The sequence below is a fragment of the Streptomyces malaysiensis subsp. malaysiensis genome (assembly GCF_040653035.1).
GTDB lineage: Bacteria > Actinomycetota > Actinomycetes > Streptomycetales > Streptomycetaceae > Streptomyces > Streptomyces malaysiensis.
Genome location: NZ_JBEZNG010000015.1, coordinates 86,407 through 100,478, shown reverse-complemented (window position 1 = coordinate 100,478; position 14,072 = coordinate 86,407). Strand labels below are relative to the sequence as shown.

The 14,072-nt window shown below is 71.9% G+C and carries 15 protein-coding genes and 2 pseudogenes; 10 read left to right on the top strand and 7 right to left on the bottom strand.

Features of this window, described 5'->3' with window-relative positions; translation table 11 throughout:
* Nucleotides 1-144: 144 nt before the first annotated feature.
* Nucleotides 145-513: pseudogene (locus AB0E24_RS27175) on the bottom strand (GntR family transcriptional regulator); the annotation flags it as partial.
* A gap of 148 nt (nucleotides 514-661) precedes the next feature.
* Here AB0E24_RS27175 and AB0E24_RS27170 point away from each other — a divergent pair.
* A complete protein-coding gene (locus AB0E24_RS27170; protein ID WP_359380793.1) occupies nucleotides 662-1,591 on the top strand; it encodes a GNAT family N-acetyltransferase in 930 nt (309 codons plus the stop codon).
* A 5-nt stretch (nucleotides 1,592-1,596) separates the two neighbouring features.
* Here the strand turns inward: AB0E24_RS27170 and AB0E24_RS27165 are convergent, their stop codons facing one another.
* The 3 genes and pseudogenes from AB0E24_RS27165 to AB0E24_RS27155 form a co-directional block, all read right to left on the bottom strand.
* Nucleotides 1,597-2,190: a TetR/AcrR family transcriptional regulator gene (locus AB0E24_RS27165; protein ID WP_174883184.1), complete on the bottom strand. Its 594-nt coding sequence runs from the start codon at nucleotides 2,188-2,190 to the stop codon at nucleotides 1,597-1,599.
* 109 nt (nucleotides 2,191-2,299) lie between these two features.
* Nucleotides 2,300-2,794, bottom strand: a pseudogene (locus tag AB0E24_RS27160) (NUDIX hydrolase); the annotation flags it as partial.
* 106 nt (nucleotides 2,795-2,900) lie between these two features.
* On the bottom strand, nucleotides 2,901-3,647 hold the full coding sequence (locus AB0E24_RS27155; protein ID WP_359380790.1) for an SAM-dependent methyltransferase: 747 nt from the start codon (nucleotides 3,645-3,647) through the stop codon (nucleotides 2,901-2,903).
* Between the two features lie 278 nt (nucleotides 3,648-3,925).
* Between AB0E24_RS27155 and AB0E24_RS27150 the strand changes: the two genes are divergently transcribed.
* From AB0E24_RS27150 to AB0E24_RS27135, 4 genes are all read left to right on the top strand, one after another.
* The gene (locus tag AB0E24_RS27150) at nucleotides 3,926-5,113 is read left to right on the top strand and encodes a cytochrome P450 family protein (RefSeq protein WP_359380787.1); all 1,188 of its coding nucleotides are present in this window, start codon (nucleotides 3,926-3,928) and stop codon (nucleotides 5,111-5,113) included.
* 80 nt (nucleotides 5,114-5,193) lie between these two features.
* Entirely contained in the window at nucleotides 5,194-6,570 is a 1,377-nt protein-coding gene (locus AB0E24_RS27145; protein ID WP_359380784.1) for an MFS transporter, read from the top strand.
* 18 nt (nucleotides 6,571-6,588) lie between these two features.
* Nucleotides 6,589-8,352, top strand: a complete 1,764-nt coding sequence (locus AB0E24_RS27140; protein ID WP_359380782.1) for a glycoside hydrolase family 35 protein — start codon at nucleotides 6,589-6,591, stop codon at nucleotides 8,350-8,352.
* A gap of 26 nt (nucleotides 8,353-8,378) precedes the next feature.
* Nucleotides 8,379-9,449 carry a LacI family DNA-binding transcriptional regulator gene (locus tag AB0E24_RS27135; RefSeq protein WP_359380779.1) on the top strand — a complete coding sequence of 357 codons (1,071 nt, stop codon included), beginning with the start codon at nucleotides 8,379-8,381 and terminating at the stop codon, nucleotides 9,447-9,449.
* 17 nt (nucleotides 9,450-9,466) lie between these two features.
* Here the strand turns inward: AB0E24_RS27135 and AB0E24_RS27130 are convergent, their stop codons facing one another.
* Nucleotides 9,467-9,658 (bottom strand): hypothetical protein, encoded by a 192-nt coding sequence (locus AB0E24_RS27130; protein ID WP_174883189.1) that lies wholly within the window; start codon nucleotides 9,656-9,658, stop codon nucleotides 9,467-9,469.
* 120 nt (nucleotides 9,659-9,778) lie between these two features.
* Between AB0E24_RS27130 and AB0E24_RS27125 the strand changes: the two genes are divergently transcribed.
* The 3 genes from AB0E24_RS27125 to AB0E24_RS27115 are packed head-to-tail and all read left to right on the top strand — an operon-like array spanning nucleotide 9,779 to nucleotide 11,522.
* Nucleotides 9,779-10,627, top strand: a complete 849-nt coding sequence (locus tag AB0E24_RS27125; protein ID WP_359380775.1) for a helix-turn-helix domain-containing protein — start codon at nucleotides 9,779-9,781, stop codon at nucleotides 10,625-10,627.
* The gene (locus AB0E24_RS27120) at nucleotides 10,606-10,815 is read left to right on the top strand and encodes a DUF397 domain-containing protein (RefSeq protein WP_347237248.1); all 210 of its coding nucleotides are present in this window, start codon (nucleotides 10,606-10,608) and stop codon (nucleotides 10,813-10,815) included. Before AB0E24_RS27125 ends, AB0E24_RS27120 begins: the two co-directional genes overlap by 22 nt.
* Nucleotides 10,812-11,522, top strand: a complete 711-nt coding sequence (locus AB0E24_RS27115; protein WP_359380773.1) for a type 1 glutamine amidotransferase — start codon at nucleotides 10,812-10,814, stop codon at nucleotides 11,520-11,522. Before AB0E24_RS27120 ends, AB0E24_RS27115 begins: the two co-directional genes overlap by 4 nt.
* Nucleotides 11,523-11,531: 9 nt before the next feature.
* On the opposite strand, the gene AB0E24_RS27110 is transcribed toward AB0E24_RS27115, so the two are convergent.
* Nucleotides 11,532-12,308 (bottom strand): sulfite exporter TauE/SafE family protein, encoded by a 777-nt coding sequence (locus tag AB0E24_RS27110; protein ID WP_069868852.1) that lies wholly within the window; start codon nucleotides 12,306-12,308, stop codon nucleotides 11,532-11,534.
* A 47-nt stretch (nucleotides 12,309-12,355) separates the two neighbouring features.
* The gene (locus AB0E24_RS27105; RefSeq protein ID WP_069868850.1) at nucleotides 12,356-12,937 is read right to left on the bottom strand and encodes a Uma2 family endonuclease; all 582 of its coding nucleotides are present in this window, start codon (nucleotides 12,935-12,937) and stop codon (nucleotides 12,356-12,358) included.
* 82 nt (nucleotides 12,938-13,019) lie between these two features.
* Here AB0E24_RS27105 and AB0E24_RS27100 point away from each other — a divergent pair, with 82 nt between their 5' ends.
* Both AB0E24_RS27100 and AB0E24_RS27095 read left to right on the top strand, forming a co-directional pair.
* Nucleotides 13,020-13,178, top strand: coding sequence for a hypothetical protein (locus AB0E24_RS27100; RefSeq protein ID WP_308311563.1), 159 nt, complete (start codon nucleotides 13,020-13,022; stop codon nucleotides 13,176-13,178).
* A gap of 10 nt (nucleotides 13,179-13,188) precedes the next feature.
* Nucleotides 13,189-14,067, top strand: a complete 879-nt coding sequence (locus AB0E24_RS27095) for an AraC family transcriptional regulator (RefSeq protein WP_359380769.1) — start codon at nucleotides 13,189-13,191, stop codon at nucleotides 14,065-14,067.
* Nucleotides 14,068-14,072: the final 5 nt, after the last annotated feature.

Sequence of the window (14,072 nt, the reverse complement as noted above, 5' to 3'; positions counted from 1 at the left end):
GGGGACAGCATGTCAGGCGGGGCCACCCGCGGAGCCGACGGCCGGGCCACCCTCGGAGCCGCCAGCCGAACCACCGGCGGAGCCGACGGCCGGGCCACCGGCGGAGTCAGCAGCCGGGCCACCGGCGGTGTCGTCGGCCGAGCCACCGTAGGCCGCCCGCAAGGCGTCCTCGACGGCGGCGAGGGCGGCCGCGCGGTCCAGGCCCAGCCGCCGCGCCCGCTGGGCGTAGCTCTGGGCGGCCTCGGCGGCCTGGCGCCGGGCCGCGTCGCCCGCCGCCGCGATGAAGGTGCCATGGCGGCCGCGGGTCTCGATCACACCGTCCGCCTCCAGGGCCCGGTACGCCTTGGCGACGGTGTTCGCCGCCAGCCCCAGCTCCTCGGCGAAGCCGCGTACGGTGGGCAGTTTGTAGCCCACGGGAAGCACGCCGGAGCGGGCCAGTTCGGCGATCCGGGCGCGGATCTGCTCGAAGGGGGCGGTCGCCGCGTCCGGGTCGACGGTGATCTGCAAGGTCACGTGGGAACTCCTGGGGCGGGTGTGCGGATGGTGGTTTGTGGCACCCATTGTGTGCCAGGCCGACGGGCGGCGCATCGCCGGTGATCTGGCCCACGAGCTGCGGAAATTGGGAGGCGGGGCGGTCTGACAGGCCGTAGCCTGCGCAACCATGACCATGACTGTGCGCGATTTCCGTGCCATCGACGCGGAGGCCGTCGCGGCGGCGCGGCAGACCGCCTTCCCCTATCTGGTGACCACGCCCCGGACGGTGGTCTGGGAGTCGGAGAACGCACCCGTCGAACAGCACTACCGGCTGCTGGTCGCCGAGGCGGACGGGCAGGTGGTGGGCGCGTGCGAGATGGGCGTCTTCCACGACAGCGGCGAGGCGGGGCTGGCCTTCGCCAATACGACGGTGAACGCGGGGGCGCGCGGGCGGGGCGCCGGTTCGGCGCTGGTGACGGCCGCGGAGGAGTATCTGTCCGGGCTGGGCACGGCGAAGATCTTCGCGTGGACGCTGGACGAGCCGGGGTCGGTGACCTTCGCCGAACGCCGTGGCTACCGCCGCAGCCGCTGCTCCCGGGTCCAGCGGCTGGACCTGACCACGGCCGACCTGCCGCCGCTGGGCGCGGGCGGGGCGCCGGACGGGGTGGAGCTGCGCACGGCGGCGGACTTCGCGGACGATCCGCGCCCGCTGTACGAGGCGGACGCGGAGTGCACGGAGGACGAGCCGGGCGATGTGGACACGACCCGGCTGCCGTACGCCGAGTGGCTGGCCCTCAGCTGGGGGCACCCCGCGCTCGACCGCGAGCTGACGTCGGTGGCGGTGGTGAACGGCACCGTGGCCTCCTACAGCGTGGCCCACACCGACGGCCGGGGCCGCTACTGGTCGGGTATGACCGGCACCCTCCGCGCCTTCCGCGGCCGCGGTCTGGCCAAGCTGACCAAGAACGACTCGCTGCGCCGCGCCCGGTCGGCGGGCTGCCGGGAGGCGTTCACCGGCAACGACGGGGACAACGGCCCGATGCTGGCGGTCAACAAGTGGTTCGGCTACGAACCGGCGGCCACGGAGTGGCGCTACGTCCGGGAGCTCTCGACGTAACCTCCTCAGCGCGCTCTGCCCAGTCCCGCGATGAGGAGCCCGACCAGGTGGCGGGCGTCGTAGCGAAGGTTGCTGCCGGCGCCCGCGCAGAGGCTGCCGACCCCGCGCATGAGCTCGTAGGCGTCCTGCCCGGGGTGGATCTCGCCCGCGGCGACCGCGGCGTCCAGCATCTGGGTGCACACGGGCAGGAGCCGGTCGAGGAAGTACGAGTGGAGGGGGTCGAAGCAGGAGTCGTCGGACTGGAACACGGCGGCGAGCCCGTGCTTGGTGACCAGGAAGTCGACAAAGAGGTCGGCCCACCGGCCCAGCGCGGCGTGCGGGGTCTCGCCGCTCGCCAGCAGGGCGGGACCGGCCTCGGCCAGCGCCTCGACCTGGTGCCGGTAGACGGCGACGATGAGATCCGCACGGGTCGGGAAGTGGCGGTAGATCGTGGCCGTCCCGACGCCCGCCTTGGCGGCGATATCGCGTATCGGCGCTTCCACGCCCGAGCTGACGAAGACCGCGGCGGCCGCTTCGAGCAGGGCCTTCTCATTGCGCCGCGCATCCGCCCGCTTGGGCCGAGCCGCCGCGCGTCCCGCGTCCTGATCGTTGTCGTTCACCGCACCTTCCCTTCGCGGCCGAGTCTAACTAAACGGAACAACGTCCCGTAATCCCTGACGCACGAGGTCGGAGCGGTGTCCGAGCGACATCAGAGCCCGGTGAGCCGGGTCAGAGCGGGGTCAGGCGGCCGGGCCCCTCCGGGGCGTGGGCGATGGGGTCGTCCGGCTCATGCCAGTGGAGGGCGAAGCGGTGGCCCGCGCGATACGCGTCGAGGCCCGCGCGGCAGTACGCCACCATGTCGTCCGGCAGCGCGTCCAGCGGGAACCAGCCGAGCTCGGAGCACTTCTCCGGCTCCCGGTTCACCGGCTCGGGCCCACCCTCCCCCACCTCCGCCTCGAAGAACCACCCCGTCCGGGCCGCCCCGGTCGGCGCCTTGTGCTGAAGCACGAGGACGGCCCGCACCTCGTCCGGGGCGAGGCTGAGCCCGATCTCCTCGGCCGTCTCGCGAAGCAGCGCGGCACGGACGTCCTCACCGTCCTCGACATGCCCGGACGGGGCGTGCAGCAGCCCATCGGCATAGCCCGTGTTCGCACGCCGCGCGAGCAGGACGTCCCCGCCCCGGCGCAGGATCAGATGGACGTCCACGATCTCGGCATGGCGCCGGGCGGCGGCGTCCGAGCGATCAATGGTCGAGGCATCGGCACACATACCGCGATGGTCGCACCCACCACTGACAACGAAGCCGCCTGGGCCGACATCACCATGGCGCTCAAGGGCTCCGTCGCAGCACGAGCGTGACGAAGCCCAGCGTGCCGCGGTAGCCGTTCAGCCACTCGGAGCGGTGTTCGGCGGCGGCCTTGTACGTGTCCAGGGCGTCGGGTTCCTCGCGGTGGTCCAGGGCCCAGCGGGACAGCGAGCCGGTCCATGACCACTCGTATTCGTCCCACTCCCCGGCCGTGCTGACATGGCCGTAGACGGGCGTCCAGCCCTCGGCGACGACCCGGTCCACGGTGGTCGGGAGATCCGCGTAGTCGTCCCAGGTGGCGCCCAGCGACGAGAGGGCGGCGGCGTCGGGTTCGCGCTCCCAGAAGCCGTCGCCGACGACGAAGTGGCCGCCCGGGGCGAGGAGTTCGCGCCCCGCGGTGAGGGTGGGCAGCAGCCCGCCGAAGGCGTGCGCGGCGCCGACGCTCAGCACCACGTCGAAGCGGTGCGCCGAGGCGAAGGCGGCGGCGTCCATCTCATGGAGGACCAGCCGGTCCGCGACCCCGTCCTTCTCGGCGCCCTCGCGCGCCTGCTCCAGGGCCGCGGCATGGATGTCCACTCCCTCGGCGCGCATCGCCGGATTACGGACCAGCAGCCGCCGCAGCCATGCGCCGCCTCCGCAGCCGAGGTCGAGGGCGCGGTCGGCCTCGTCCGTCACGGCCCGGTCGAGCAGCCTGGCCACCGACTCATCGGCGAGCGGGGCGGCGATCGGGTGGTCGGCGTGCGCGAGCTGAGATCTGCGTTGACGGTCCATCCGCCCAGCTTGGCAAGGCCCGGCCCGCTCCGCAGCCCCTTTTCCGGGCTTGGCGCTCCCCCGACAAGCAGCCTGTCCTCGCGAGTTCCGGTGAGGGACACATACAGTGCGGTGACCGACGTCCGGACGGAGCCGGCCGACCACGCGTCCTGGAACGCAAACGACATGAGCGTTGAGCGCGATTGGCTCATCCGCGTGGCAAACGCTTTCCAGCGCTCGAAGCCGGCCGAGGAGGCCCCACCAGGCCCGAACATCGTAGTTACGGAAGCGAGCCGAGCATGACCCCCACATCGCCACCAACGCCCCTGTTCGACAACAACCTCATGTCCGACCCGCACGGCGTATACGCCCGCCTGCGTCAAGTCAGCCCCGTGCACCGCACCACCACCCCCGACGGCGCGCCGGTGTGGGTCGTCACCCGGTACCAAGACGTGCGCGCCGCGCTCACCGACCCGCGGCTGTCGCTGAACAAGGCCAACGCCCGCACCGTCGGCCGCTACCAATCGTCCATGCCGCCGGAGCTGGACGCACACCTGGTCAACATGGACCCGCCCGACCACACGCGGCTGCGACGCCTGGTGGTCAAGGCATTCACCGCCCGCCATGTCGAAAACCTCCGGCCGCGCGTTCAGGCCAGCACCGATGAACTCCTCAATGCCGTCACCGAGCAGCCGGCGGACCTGATGCGGGCCCTGGCGAACCCACTACCCATGGTCGTGATCTGCGAACTGCTCGGCATCCCGGCCCAGGACCGCCGAGACTTCCGCAGGTGGACCAACACCCTGCTCGGATCTGCCCCCGACGCGGCCGTAGAGTCCCGAACCGCGATGCGGAAAATGCACCACTACCTCGTCGGCGTCATCGCCGCCAAACGTGCCCGCCCGACCGACGACCTGCTCACCGCCATGATCGAGGCGCGCGACGAGCGCGACAGCCTCAGCGAGTCCGAGTTGGTCGCGATGGCGTTCCTGATCCTGTTCGCGGGCTACGACAACGCGGTCAACCTCATCGGCAACGCCACCCTGGCGCTGCTGCTCCACCCGGAAGCGATGACCGCGGTCCGCGACGGGCACACATCTGTCCGCGCCGTCCTGGAAGAGACACTGCGCTGGAACCCGCCTTCCACACTGGGTGTGCGACGCTTCGCCCTCGAGGACCTCACCATCGGTGGAGTCGACATTCCGGCGGGCGGACGGGTCTGGGTCTCCCTCATCTCAGCCAACCGCGACGGCCAGTTCGAAGAGCCGGACCGCTTCCGTCCTGAGCGCACCCCCGCCCACCTCGGCTTCGGCCACGGCATCCACCACTGCCTCGGTGCACCCCTCGCGCGCCTGGAGGGCGAGATCGCCCTGACCAGCCTCCTGAAGCGGTTCCCCGATCTGCGACTGGCGGTACCTGCCCGCCATCTGGCTTGGACGCCGTCATTCCACAGGCGCGGCCTGATGGAACTGCCCGTCGTCTGGTAAACGCCGCCGCACAGCGCCCACTGGCCAACAGCCGCCAAACACCCTTGACGGTCCGCATGTTAGCGGTAACACTCCCCCTCGTGGACTCCTTGGAGCAACCGGAGCGACCAACGAGCGCCCCCTCACCACCACCTCCCCAACTCTTCAGCCGCGCCGCCGTGGCCGCCTCCTGCGTCGGGTTCGTCCTCATCGGCGCGCTCCAGGCGCTCTACGGGCCGTCGATCCCCGCCCTGCGCGACACCTACGGGCTGTCGCCCTCGGCCGCCGGGCTCGGCCTCAGCGCGCATTTCATCGGCGGGGTCATGGGCGTGCTCGTCTTCGACCGGCTCTTCGGCCGGATCGGCAACCGCCGGCTGCTGGGCTGGTCCTACCTGCTCATGGCGGGTGGCGCGGCCGGGTTCGCGCTCGCGCCCACCTGGCCGCTCGCCCTGGGTCTCGCGCTCCTGGCGGGGCTGGGCTTCGGCGGGATCGACTACGGGCTGAACCAGCTGTTCGCCGTCGGCTTCGGGCACCGTAGCGCCGCCATGCTCAACATCCTCAACGCCCACTTCGGCATCGGCGCCGTCCTCGGCCCGGCCCTCATCGGCCTGGTCGGGGCCGCCAACTACCCCGCCGTCTTCCTCGGCTTCGCCGCGCTCACGCTGCCGTTGCTGCTGTGCCTGGCCGGGGTACGCGACGAGGCCCCGCCACGCGGCGGCGACCCCGAGACGGGCGCGGGCACCAGCGCGGGCGGAGGCACCAGCGCGGGCGGGCACACCAGCGGCGCCCGCCGCCGCGTCCGCGCCCGCAGCCTCACCACCATCCTGGGCGCCTTCGTCGTCCTCTACGTCCTCCACGTCGCCATCGAGTCCGGCGTCGGCGGCTGGGAGCCGACCCACCTGGAGACCATCGGCTACGGGGCGAGCACCGCCGCCTCCGCGACCTCCGCCTTCTGGCTGATGATGACGGTCGGCCGCTTCCTCGCCGCCCCGCTCGCCCTGCGCTGGTCCGCACCGGCGATCATCTCGGTGAGCTGCGCGGGGATGACGGGGTGTCTGCTGCTGGCCGCGATCCCCGCCGCGGCCCCGTACGCGTACGCGGGCGCCGGGCTGTTCATCGCGCCGATCTTCCCCACCGGGCTGCCCTGGCTGCTCCGGGCGGCGCCGCGCGCCCACCGGGCGGGGGCGCTGGTCATGGCGGCCTCGATGGTCGGCGGGGTCGCCGCGCCGCCCGCGCTCGGCAAGGCGATCGAACTCGCGGGCGTCCGCGCCGTACCGCTGATCCTCTGCGCCGTCTCCGCGGTGTGCCTGATCACCACCGGATGGCTGATCCGCGCCGCGGCCCCGTCCGTACTCCCTACGCCACCCGCGTCCGACCAGGCCGCCCCCGATACCCGGTCCGACGAGACCGCCCCTGCCACCCCGTCCGACGAGACCGCCCCCGCCACCCGCGACCAGCAAGGCCGCCCGCGCCGTTGAAAGGACCCCCTGACGCCCATGCCCGCCGCCCTGGCCCTCTCCGACGACGGTTTCCGCCTGCACGGCGAGCCCTTCCGGATCCTCTCCGGCGCCCTGCACTACTTCCGCATCCACCCCGACCAGTGGGCCGACCGGCTGCGCAAGGCGCGGCTGCTGGGGCTCAACACCGTGGAGACCTACGTCCCGTGGAACCTCCACCAGCCCGCCCCCGGCACCCTGGACCTCGACGGGCTGCTCGACCTCCCCCGCTTCCTGGCGCTGGCCCACGCCGAGGGGCTGCGGGTGCTGCTGCGCCCCGGGCCGTACATCTGCGCCGAGTGGGAGGGCGGCGGGCTGCCCTCCTGGCTGACCGCCCGGTCCGGTGTGCGCCCGCGCAGCGGCGACCCCCGTTTCACGGCCGCCGTGGACGCGTACTTCGATCTGCTGCTGCCGCCCCTCGCTCCCCATATGGCGGCGCGCGGCGGCCCGGTGATCGCCGTCCAGGTGGAGAACGAGTACGGGGCCTACGGCGACGACACCGCCTATCTCGCGCACCTGGCCGACGCGCTGCGCTCCCGCGGGGTCGAGGAGCTGCTGTTCACCTGTGACCAGGCCGACAAGGCGAAGCTCGCGGCGGGCAGCCTGCCCGGGGTGCTGTCCACCGGCACCTTCGGCGGCCGGGTCGAGGAGTCGCTCGAGGTGCTGCGGGCGCATCAGGAGAGCGGGCCGCTGATGTGCGCGGAGTTCTGGGTCGGCTGGTTCGACCACTGGGGCGAGCCGCACCACGTGCGCTCGGCGGACGACGCGGCGGCGGCGCTGGACGCGCTGCTGTCGGCGGGCGCGTCGGTGAACATCTACATGTTCCACGGCGGCACCAACTTCGGCTTCACGGCCGGCGCCAACCACGACCACGCCTACACCCCCGCCGTCACCTCCTACGACTACGACGCGGTGCTCACCGAATGCGGCGACCCGGGCCCCAAGTACGCCGCGTTCCGCGATGTCATCGCCCGCCACGCCGCCGTGCCCGACGAGCCGCTCCCGGAGCCGTCGCCCAAGCTGCCGCCGACCGAAGTGCGCCTGACCGACTCGGCGAACGCCCTGGTCTGCGCCGAATTTCTCGCCCCCGCCGAGCACTTCACCGACCCGCCCACCATGGAGCGGCTCGGCCAGGCGTACGGCTTCGTCCTCTACGGCGCGGAGCTGCCCGCGCTCGGCGACCGCGTCCTGCACTTCACGGGCGGGGTGGGCGACCGGGCGCAGGTCTTCGTCAACGGCGCCCCGGCGGGCGTCCTGGAGCGCGAGCGCCACGAGGACACGCTGCATGTGCGGAGCCCGGAGTACGGGGCCCGGCTGGACGTCCTGGTCGAGAACATGGGCCGGGCGAACTACGGGCCGCGCATCGGCGACCCCAAGGGCATCACCGGCCCGGTCACCCTCGACGGCGAGCCCCTGGAGAACTGGACCTGCCACCCCCTCCCCCTGGACCACCTCCCCGAGCTGCCCTTCCGTGGTACGGACACCCCGGTCGCCGGTCCGTCCTTCCACCGGGGCACCTTTACGGTGGACACCCCGGCCGACGCGTACCTCGCCCTGCCCGGCTGGACCAAGGGCGTGGCCTGGATCAACGGCTTCAACCTCGGCCGCTACTGGTCGCGCGGCCCGCAGCGCCGCCTGTACGTGCCCGCGCCGGTGCTGCGGCCGGGGACGAACGAGCTGGTCCTGCTGGAGCTGCACGCGGCGACCACGCGGGTGGCCCGGCTGACGGACGAGCCGGACCTGGGCTGGACGGACGAAGGCTGAGACGTACGAGGGGAGACACAACGGACATGGACGAGCCGGAGCGGGAAGCGGGCGAACCCCGGCGCGTCCGGCGGCGCCGGGCCACGGCGGGCGGCGGGGCGGTGATGGCCGACGTCGCCCGCCGCGCCGGGGTCTCCGGGCAGACCGTCTCCCGTGTCCTCAACGACCACCCGCGCGTACGGCCGGAGACCCGTCAGCGGGTCCGGGAGGCCATGCGGGAGCTGGGCTACCGCCCGACCGCCAGCGCCCGCACCCTGGCCAGCGGCCGCAGCCGGACGCTCGGCGTGATCTCCTTCGACGCCGCCCGCTTCGGCCCGGCCGCCACGCTGGCGGGGATCAACGAGGCGGCGCAGGAGGCGGGTTATCTGGTCACCACGATCGCCCTCGCCGCCGCCGACCAGGCGGCCGTGCGGGGCGCGGTCGACCGGCTGCTCGGCCAGGGCGCGGACGGCATCATCGCCATCGCCCCGCAGCGCTCGGTGGGCGAGGCCCTGGTCGAGGCGGACCACGGCATGCCCATGGTCACGCTGGACAAGAGCTTCGGCGCCCGCTTCCCCGTCGTCGCGGGCGACTCCGCGTCCGGCGCCCGCCAGGCCACGGATCACCTGCTGCGCCTCGGCCACCGCACGGTCCGCCATATCGCGGGCCCGGCGGGCTGGATCGCCGCCGAGGCCCGGCTGGACGGCTGGCGGGCCGCCCTGGAGGACGCGGGGGCGCAGGCGCATGAGCCGCTGTTCGGCGACTGGAGCCCGGACTCGGGCCATGAGCTCGGCCGCCGAATCGCCGACGACCCCGACGTCACGGCGGTGTTCGTCTCCAACGACCAGATGGCGGTGGGCGTCCTGCGCGCCCTGCACGAGGCGGGCCGCCGGGTCCCCGAGGACGTCAGCGTGATCGGCTACGACGACATCCCGGAGGCGGCCCATCTGCTCCCGCCCCTCACCACGGTCCGTACGGACTTCACGGAGATCGGCCGCCGCTGTCTGAGCCTGATGCTCGACCAACTGGAGCACACCCCCGAGCCGGGGGTGCGGGTGACGATCCCTGCGGAGCTGGTCATACGCGCGAGCTGTGGCCCGGCCCCGGAGCTTCGATAACTCTCAGCCCAGCTGCGTCACAGGTCCGCGCCCTGGCGGTGGCGCGGGCAGCGGCAGGGCGGGAACTGGCTGGACCGCAAGGGTTCGAGCTTGTCCTTGACCACGACGACCACCCTGCCGAGCTCCTGCGTGACCACCGCGCCGTCCGGCGAGACGCGGTAGACGCGCATCGTCATCCGTGGAGCGGTGGATTCGGTGTGTGAGAACACGTTGACCTGTCTTTCCGGTCGGCCAATTACGTTGTGTGCACACAGCGTTGCCGTCCGGCACGTAGGCTGGAAAGAGGCGATACGTCCCAGCCAAGATCGCGGGACAAGAGGGGATGCACCATGACGTTCCAGCCGCGTGAACTGTTTCCGGACCGGTCCGCACGAGACCTCTTCGGCGCGGAGATCCGCCGCCACCGCGAGAAGGCGGACATGTCGTTACGGCGACTGTCCGAGGTGCTGAACTACAGCAAATCGCATCTGGCACGGATCGAGGCGGCGGAGTCCCTGCCGTACGACGACCTTCCGGCCAAACTGGACGCGTGCTTTGGGACGGATGGGATGTTCGCGCGCATCTATGCGCTGGCGAAGAATGAGCCGTATCCGTCGAAGCTGCGCCGTGTGGTTGAAGTCGAGAAGCGCGCGGTCACCATCGAGCAATACGCGTGCGCAACCATCCCTGGCCTGCTCCAGACTCCCGAACTCGCGAAGGCGTCGCTGCGCATCGGCAACCGGTTCGCCCCCGACGCGGAGATCGAGGCGTGGACGAAGGCCCGTATTGATCGACAGGCGCGGCTGGCCGAACCACGGCCACCGCACTGTTGGTTCATCGTGGACGAGGCGGCATTGCGCCGCGCGGCGGGCGGACCCGAGGTGATGCGCCGCCAGATGGGGTCCCTCCTTGAGCGCGGGACGCAGCCATACGTAACCATTCAGGTCCTGCCGTTCAGGGCAGGCCAGCACGTGGAGGCGGGCGGTTCCCTGCTGCTCTACACACTGCCGAACGAACCACTGCTGGCCTACGAAGAAGGCAGCCGCTTCGGGACTTTCGTCGAGGACCCGGACCGAGTCGCGGAGCGTCGGAAGAACTACGATCTGCTCAGGGCCATGGCCCTCTCGCCCCTCGACTCCGAGGCGGTGATCCGAGCCGTGATGAAGGACTGGACCTCATGGGAACCGCCCCAGATCTGAGAACCGCTTCGTGGCACAAGAGCAGCTACAGCAGTAACGGGGGCGGCGAATGCGTCGAGGTCGCCGATAACCTCCCCGACATCGTCCCTGTCCGGGACTCCAAGAACCCCGACGGGCCCGTCCTCATATTCCCCAACAGCTCGTGGAGCGCCTTCATAGCGGGCCTGAAGAACCAGGCAGGCATGTGAGCCGCTTCCTCGTCGTCCGCAACGCGGACCGCAGTGGTGCGGGGCGGTTTCGGCCGTGGTGGGAGGAGATGGGGCTGACGGTCGTCGAAACGGACGGCGCGTCGGCCCCCGCGTCCCCGGATGGCTTCGACGCGGTGGTCCTGCTCGGCGGTGGCTTCCTGCCGGATGCCGACGCGTACGCGCCCTGGCTACCGGCCGAACGGGAACTCGCCAGGCGCGCCATCGCCGAAGGGGTCCCGTTGCTGGGGATCTGTCTGGGGGCGCAGGTGCTCGCCGTCGCGGCGGGTGGGACCGTGCTCGGCGATCACGGTCGGCCCGAACGGGGCTCGTGTGCCGTCCGGTTGCGGACCGAGGCCGACGCCGATGCGCTGTTCGCCGGGGTTCCGCGTGAGTTCCGTGCCATCCAGAACCACCGTGACCAGATCACCGCGCTTCCCCCCGGTGCCGTCTGGCTCGCGTCGAGCGACGCCTGTCCGGTGCAGGCGTTCCGGATGGGCGAGCGGGCCTGGGGCGTGCAGTTTCATCCGGAAGCCGGGGCGGACCGCCTCGACGGCTGGGACGAAGCCGCCCTGGCCGACGCGGGTCTGGAGCTGCGCGCGCTCCGGGCCGAGGCCGAGCGGGTCGAGCCGGAGTCCGTGCGTACGGCGCGGCGGCTGGCGGCGAACTTCGCCGATGTGGTCCGCCGGGCCGCGGACGGGGCCTCGTAGCTCCGTAGTTCAGCGCAGCAGTAGCTGGAGTCCGCCCAGGACCGTGGCCCCGATGACCAGTTGCTCGAAGAGCCGCTGGTTGATCCGGTCCACACACGCCTTGCCGATGTACGCACCGGGCACCACGAAGAGCGCCAGCAGCGCGTCCAGGAGCAGGGAGCGGCCGTCGATCAGGCCGAGGCCGATGCTGAAGGGCACCTTGGCGACGTTCACGATCAGGAAGAACCAAGCCGAGGTGCCCAGGAAGCCCAGCTTCCGGAAGCCGGCGGAGAGCAGGTAGAGCGACATCACGGGGCCGCCCGCGTTGGCCACCATCGTGGTGAAGCCACCGAGCACCCCGTACGAACCGGCCTTCAGCCGTGCACCCGCCCCGTCGTCGGCGGTATCGGCGGCCGGGCCCTCGGGGGCCGCCGCACGGGCGGCCGCACGGCGCCGCCACACCGTGACCCCGGCCATCAGGAGCAGGATCGCCCCGATGGAGGTCCGCACCTCGGCGTCCCCGGCCCACAGCATGAACACCGCGCCCACCACGACCCCGGCCGCGACAGTGGGGAACAGCCGCAGCAGGGTCCCCCAGTGGGCATGCCGCCGGTAGGTGCGTACGGCGAGCACATCGCCGACGATCAGCAGGGGCAGCAGCACACCGGTCGACTCCCGGGCCGGAAGCACCGCCGCGAAGATCGCGAGGCTGACGGTATTGGCGCCGCTGACGGCGGACTTCGAGAAGCCGACGAGTATGGATGCCACCGCGAGCGCGGCGAACTCCCAGAGGGTAACGGTGTACATGCCATGGAATCATTCCAGGCCACCGCAACCCCCCAGAGCCAGGGACCTCAGCGCACCCAGCCCTGGAGTGGCTCGGTGTCGAGCGTGACGCCGACCGGCGCGGGGAGCGTGAGCGGCTTGCCGAACGGCACGGTCTTGGTGGTCTCGTACCGGACCCCGTCGGGCTCGCTGAACACGGTGACCTCACCGGCCTCCCGGTCGACCAGCAGATACACCGGGATGCCGGTTTCCGCGTAGGCGCGCGGCTTCTCCACCCGGTCCCTGCGGTCGGTGTCGGAGTCGTAGGAGGTGACCTCCACGACCATCAGGACGGAATCGGCATCGGCCCACTCCCCCTGACCGACGAACGCGTCACTGTGGGCGAGTGTCCCATCGGGGCGGGCATGGCCATTGCGGTACGTCTCGACCTTGAGGCCCTGGTCGTGCAACCACAGGTCGGGATGGGCCTGGATGCAGATCCGCGCCAGCCACTGGATGATCCGCCCATGATCGCCGTCCGGCACCGGCGTGACCCCGATCTTCCCGTTGATGAACTCCCAGCGCACCCCCTCCGCCACGCGGCCCGCCAGCCGTGCGTACTCCTCGAACTCCTCCGGCAGCATCTGCGGACGATCGTGGGTCGCGGTCATGACCGGGAGCCTCCTTCGGGTGCGGTGCGCTCTCAGCGTAGTCGCTCTCAGGGAGCACCGCCTGTGACACTAAGGTGCACACATGGTGACAAGGCGAACTCGGGACGGGCTGCTGGAGCTGGTGGATTGGCTCGAAGAGGAGCACGGGCCAGTCACCGAGGAGGAGCGTGCCGCCGCTGAAGCAGAGCTGCGCGAGATCGACGCGGAACATGACCACCGAGCGAGCTCACCCGCAGGGTGATACTGGCCGCATGAGCAGCCAGGAGTTCGTGCGGGCCGGGGCCGGGCTCGGGCTCGGGCTCGGGCTCGGGGAGATGGTGGTGACTGCCGTCGGCTACCGGTCCCAGGGGGCGCCGCCGACGCTGCACCGGGGGCTGCCGTCTCCCTATCTGACGGTGATCTTTTCCCTGGACGGCCCCGTCATCAGCGGCGGCACACCCGAGCAGGCGCGGGGCCCCGGCGCCGCGCGGACCGAGATCGTCGTGGGCGGCCTGCATCAGCGACCGGCGTATATCGTCCAGCCCGGCCGCGAGGCCGGAGTGCAGCTCGCGGTGCATCCGCTGGCGGCGCGCACGCTGCTGGGGCTTCCGGCCGGTGCGCTCGCCTCCGACCTGGTCACCCCCGGGGCGGATGTGCTGGGGAAGCGGGCCACCGAGGTGTGGGAGCGGCTGTGTGAGCAGCGGGCGTGGGGGGATCGGTTCGCCACGCTGGGCACGTATCTGCGGGAGCGCGCGGCCGAGGGCGAGGACGGGACGCCGGTGCGGAGCGAGGTCGCCGAGGCGTGGGCCTGGCTGGCCCGGCATCGCGGGGCCGGGACGCTGAAGGGGCTGGCCGAGCATGTGTCGCTCGGCCCGCGCCGACTGACCAGCGTGTTCCGGGCCGAGACGGGGCTGAGCCCCAAGCAGGCGGCGCGGCTGATGCGGTTCCAGCACGCCAGGAACACAGTGGTCCGGGCCGTGGCGGCGGGCCGGGCGCCGGACCTGGCCCGGACCGCCGCCGACTGCGGCTATTTCGACCACTCCCACCTGGTGCGCGACTTCCACCAGTACACCGGGGTGAGTCCGACCGCCTGGCTGGCCGAAGAGTGCCGGAATATCCAAGCCGGGGGCCATCTCTACGGCGAAGAGTAGAGCCC

Bases quoted from the DNA above. Each gene is read 5' to 3' on its own strand.
- AB0E24_RS27105 (WP_069868850.1), bottom strand. From the start codon at position 12,937: ATGACCGCGACCCACGATCGTCCGCAGATGCTGCCGGAGGAGTTCGAG.
- AB0E24_RS27100 (WP_308311563.1), top strand. From the start codon at position 13,020: ATGGTGACAAGGCGAACTCGGGACGGGCTGCTGGAGCTGGTGGATTGG.
- AB0E24_RS27120 (WP_347237248.1), top strand. From the start codon at position 10,606: ATGGGAACCGCCCCAGATCTGAGAACCGCTTCGTGGCACAAGAGCAGC.
- AB0E24_RS27155 (WP_359380790.1), bottom strand. From the start codon at position 3,647: ATGGACCGTCAACGCAGATCTCAGCTCGCGCACGCCGACCACCCGATC.
- AB0E24_RS27150 (WP_359380787.1), top strand. From the start codon at position 3,926: ATGACCCCCACATCGCCACCAACGCCCCTGTTCGACAACAACCTCATG.
- AB0E24_RS27140 (WP_359380782.1), top strand. From the start codon at position 6,589: ATGCCCGCCGCCCTGGCCCTCTCCGACGACGGTTTCCGCCTGCACGGC.
- AB0E24_RS27110 (WP_069868852.1), bottom strand. From the start codon at position 12,308: ATGTACACCGTTACCCTCTGGGAGTTCGCCGCGCTCGCGGTGGCATCC.
- AB0E24_RS27095 (WP_359380769.1), top strand. From the start codon at position 13,189: ATGAGCAGCCAGGAGTTCGTGCGGGCCGGGGCCGGGCTCGGGCTCGGG.
- AB0E24_RS27170 (WP_359380793.1), top strand. From the start codon at position 662: ATGACCATGACTGTGCGCGATTTCCGTGCCATCGACGCGGAGGCCGTC.
- AB0E24_RS27125 (WP_359380775.1), top strand. From the start codon at position 9,779: ATGACGTTCCAGCCGCGTGAACTGTTTCCGGACCGGTCCGCACGAGAC.
- AB0E24_RS27135 (WP_359380779.1), top strand. From the start codon at position 8,379: ATGGACGAGCCGGAGCGGGAAGCGGGCGAACCCCGGCGCGTCCGGCGG.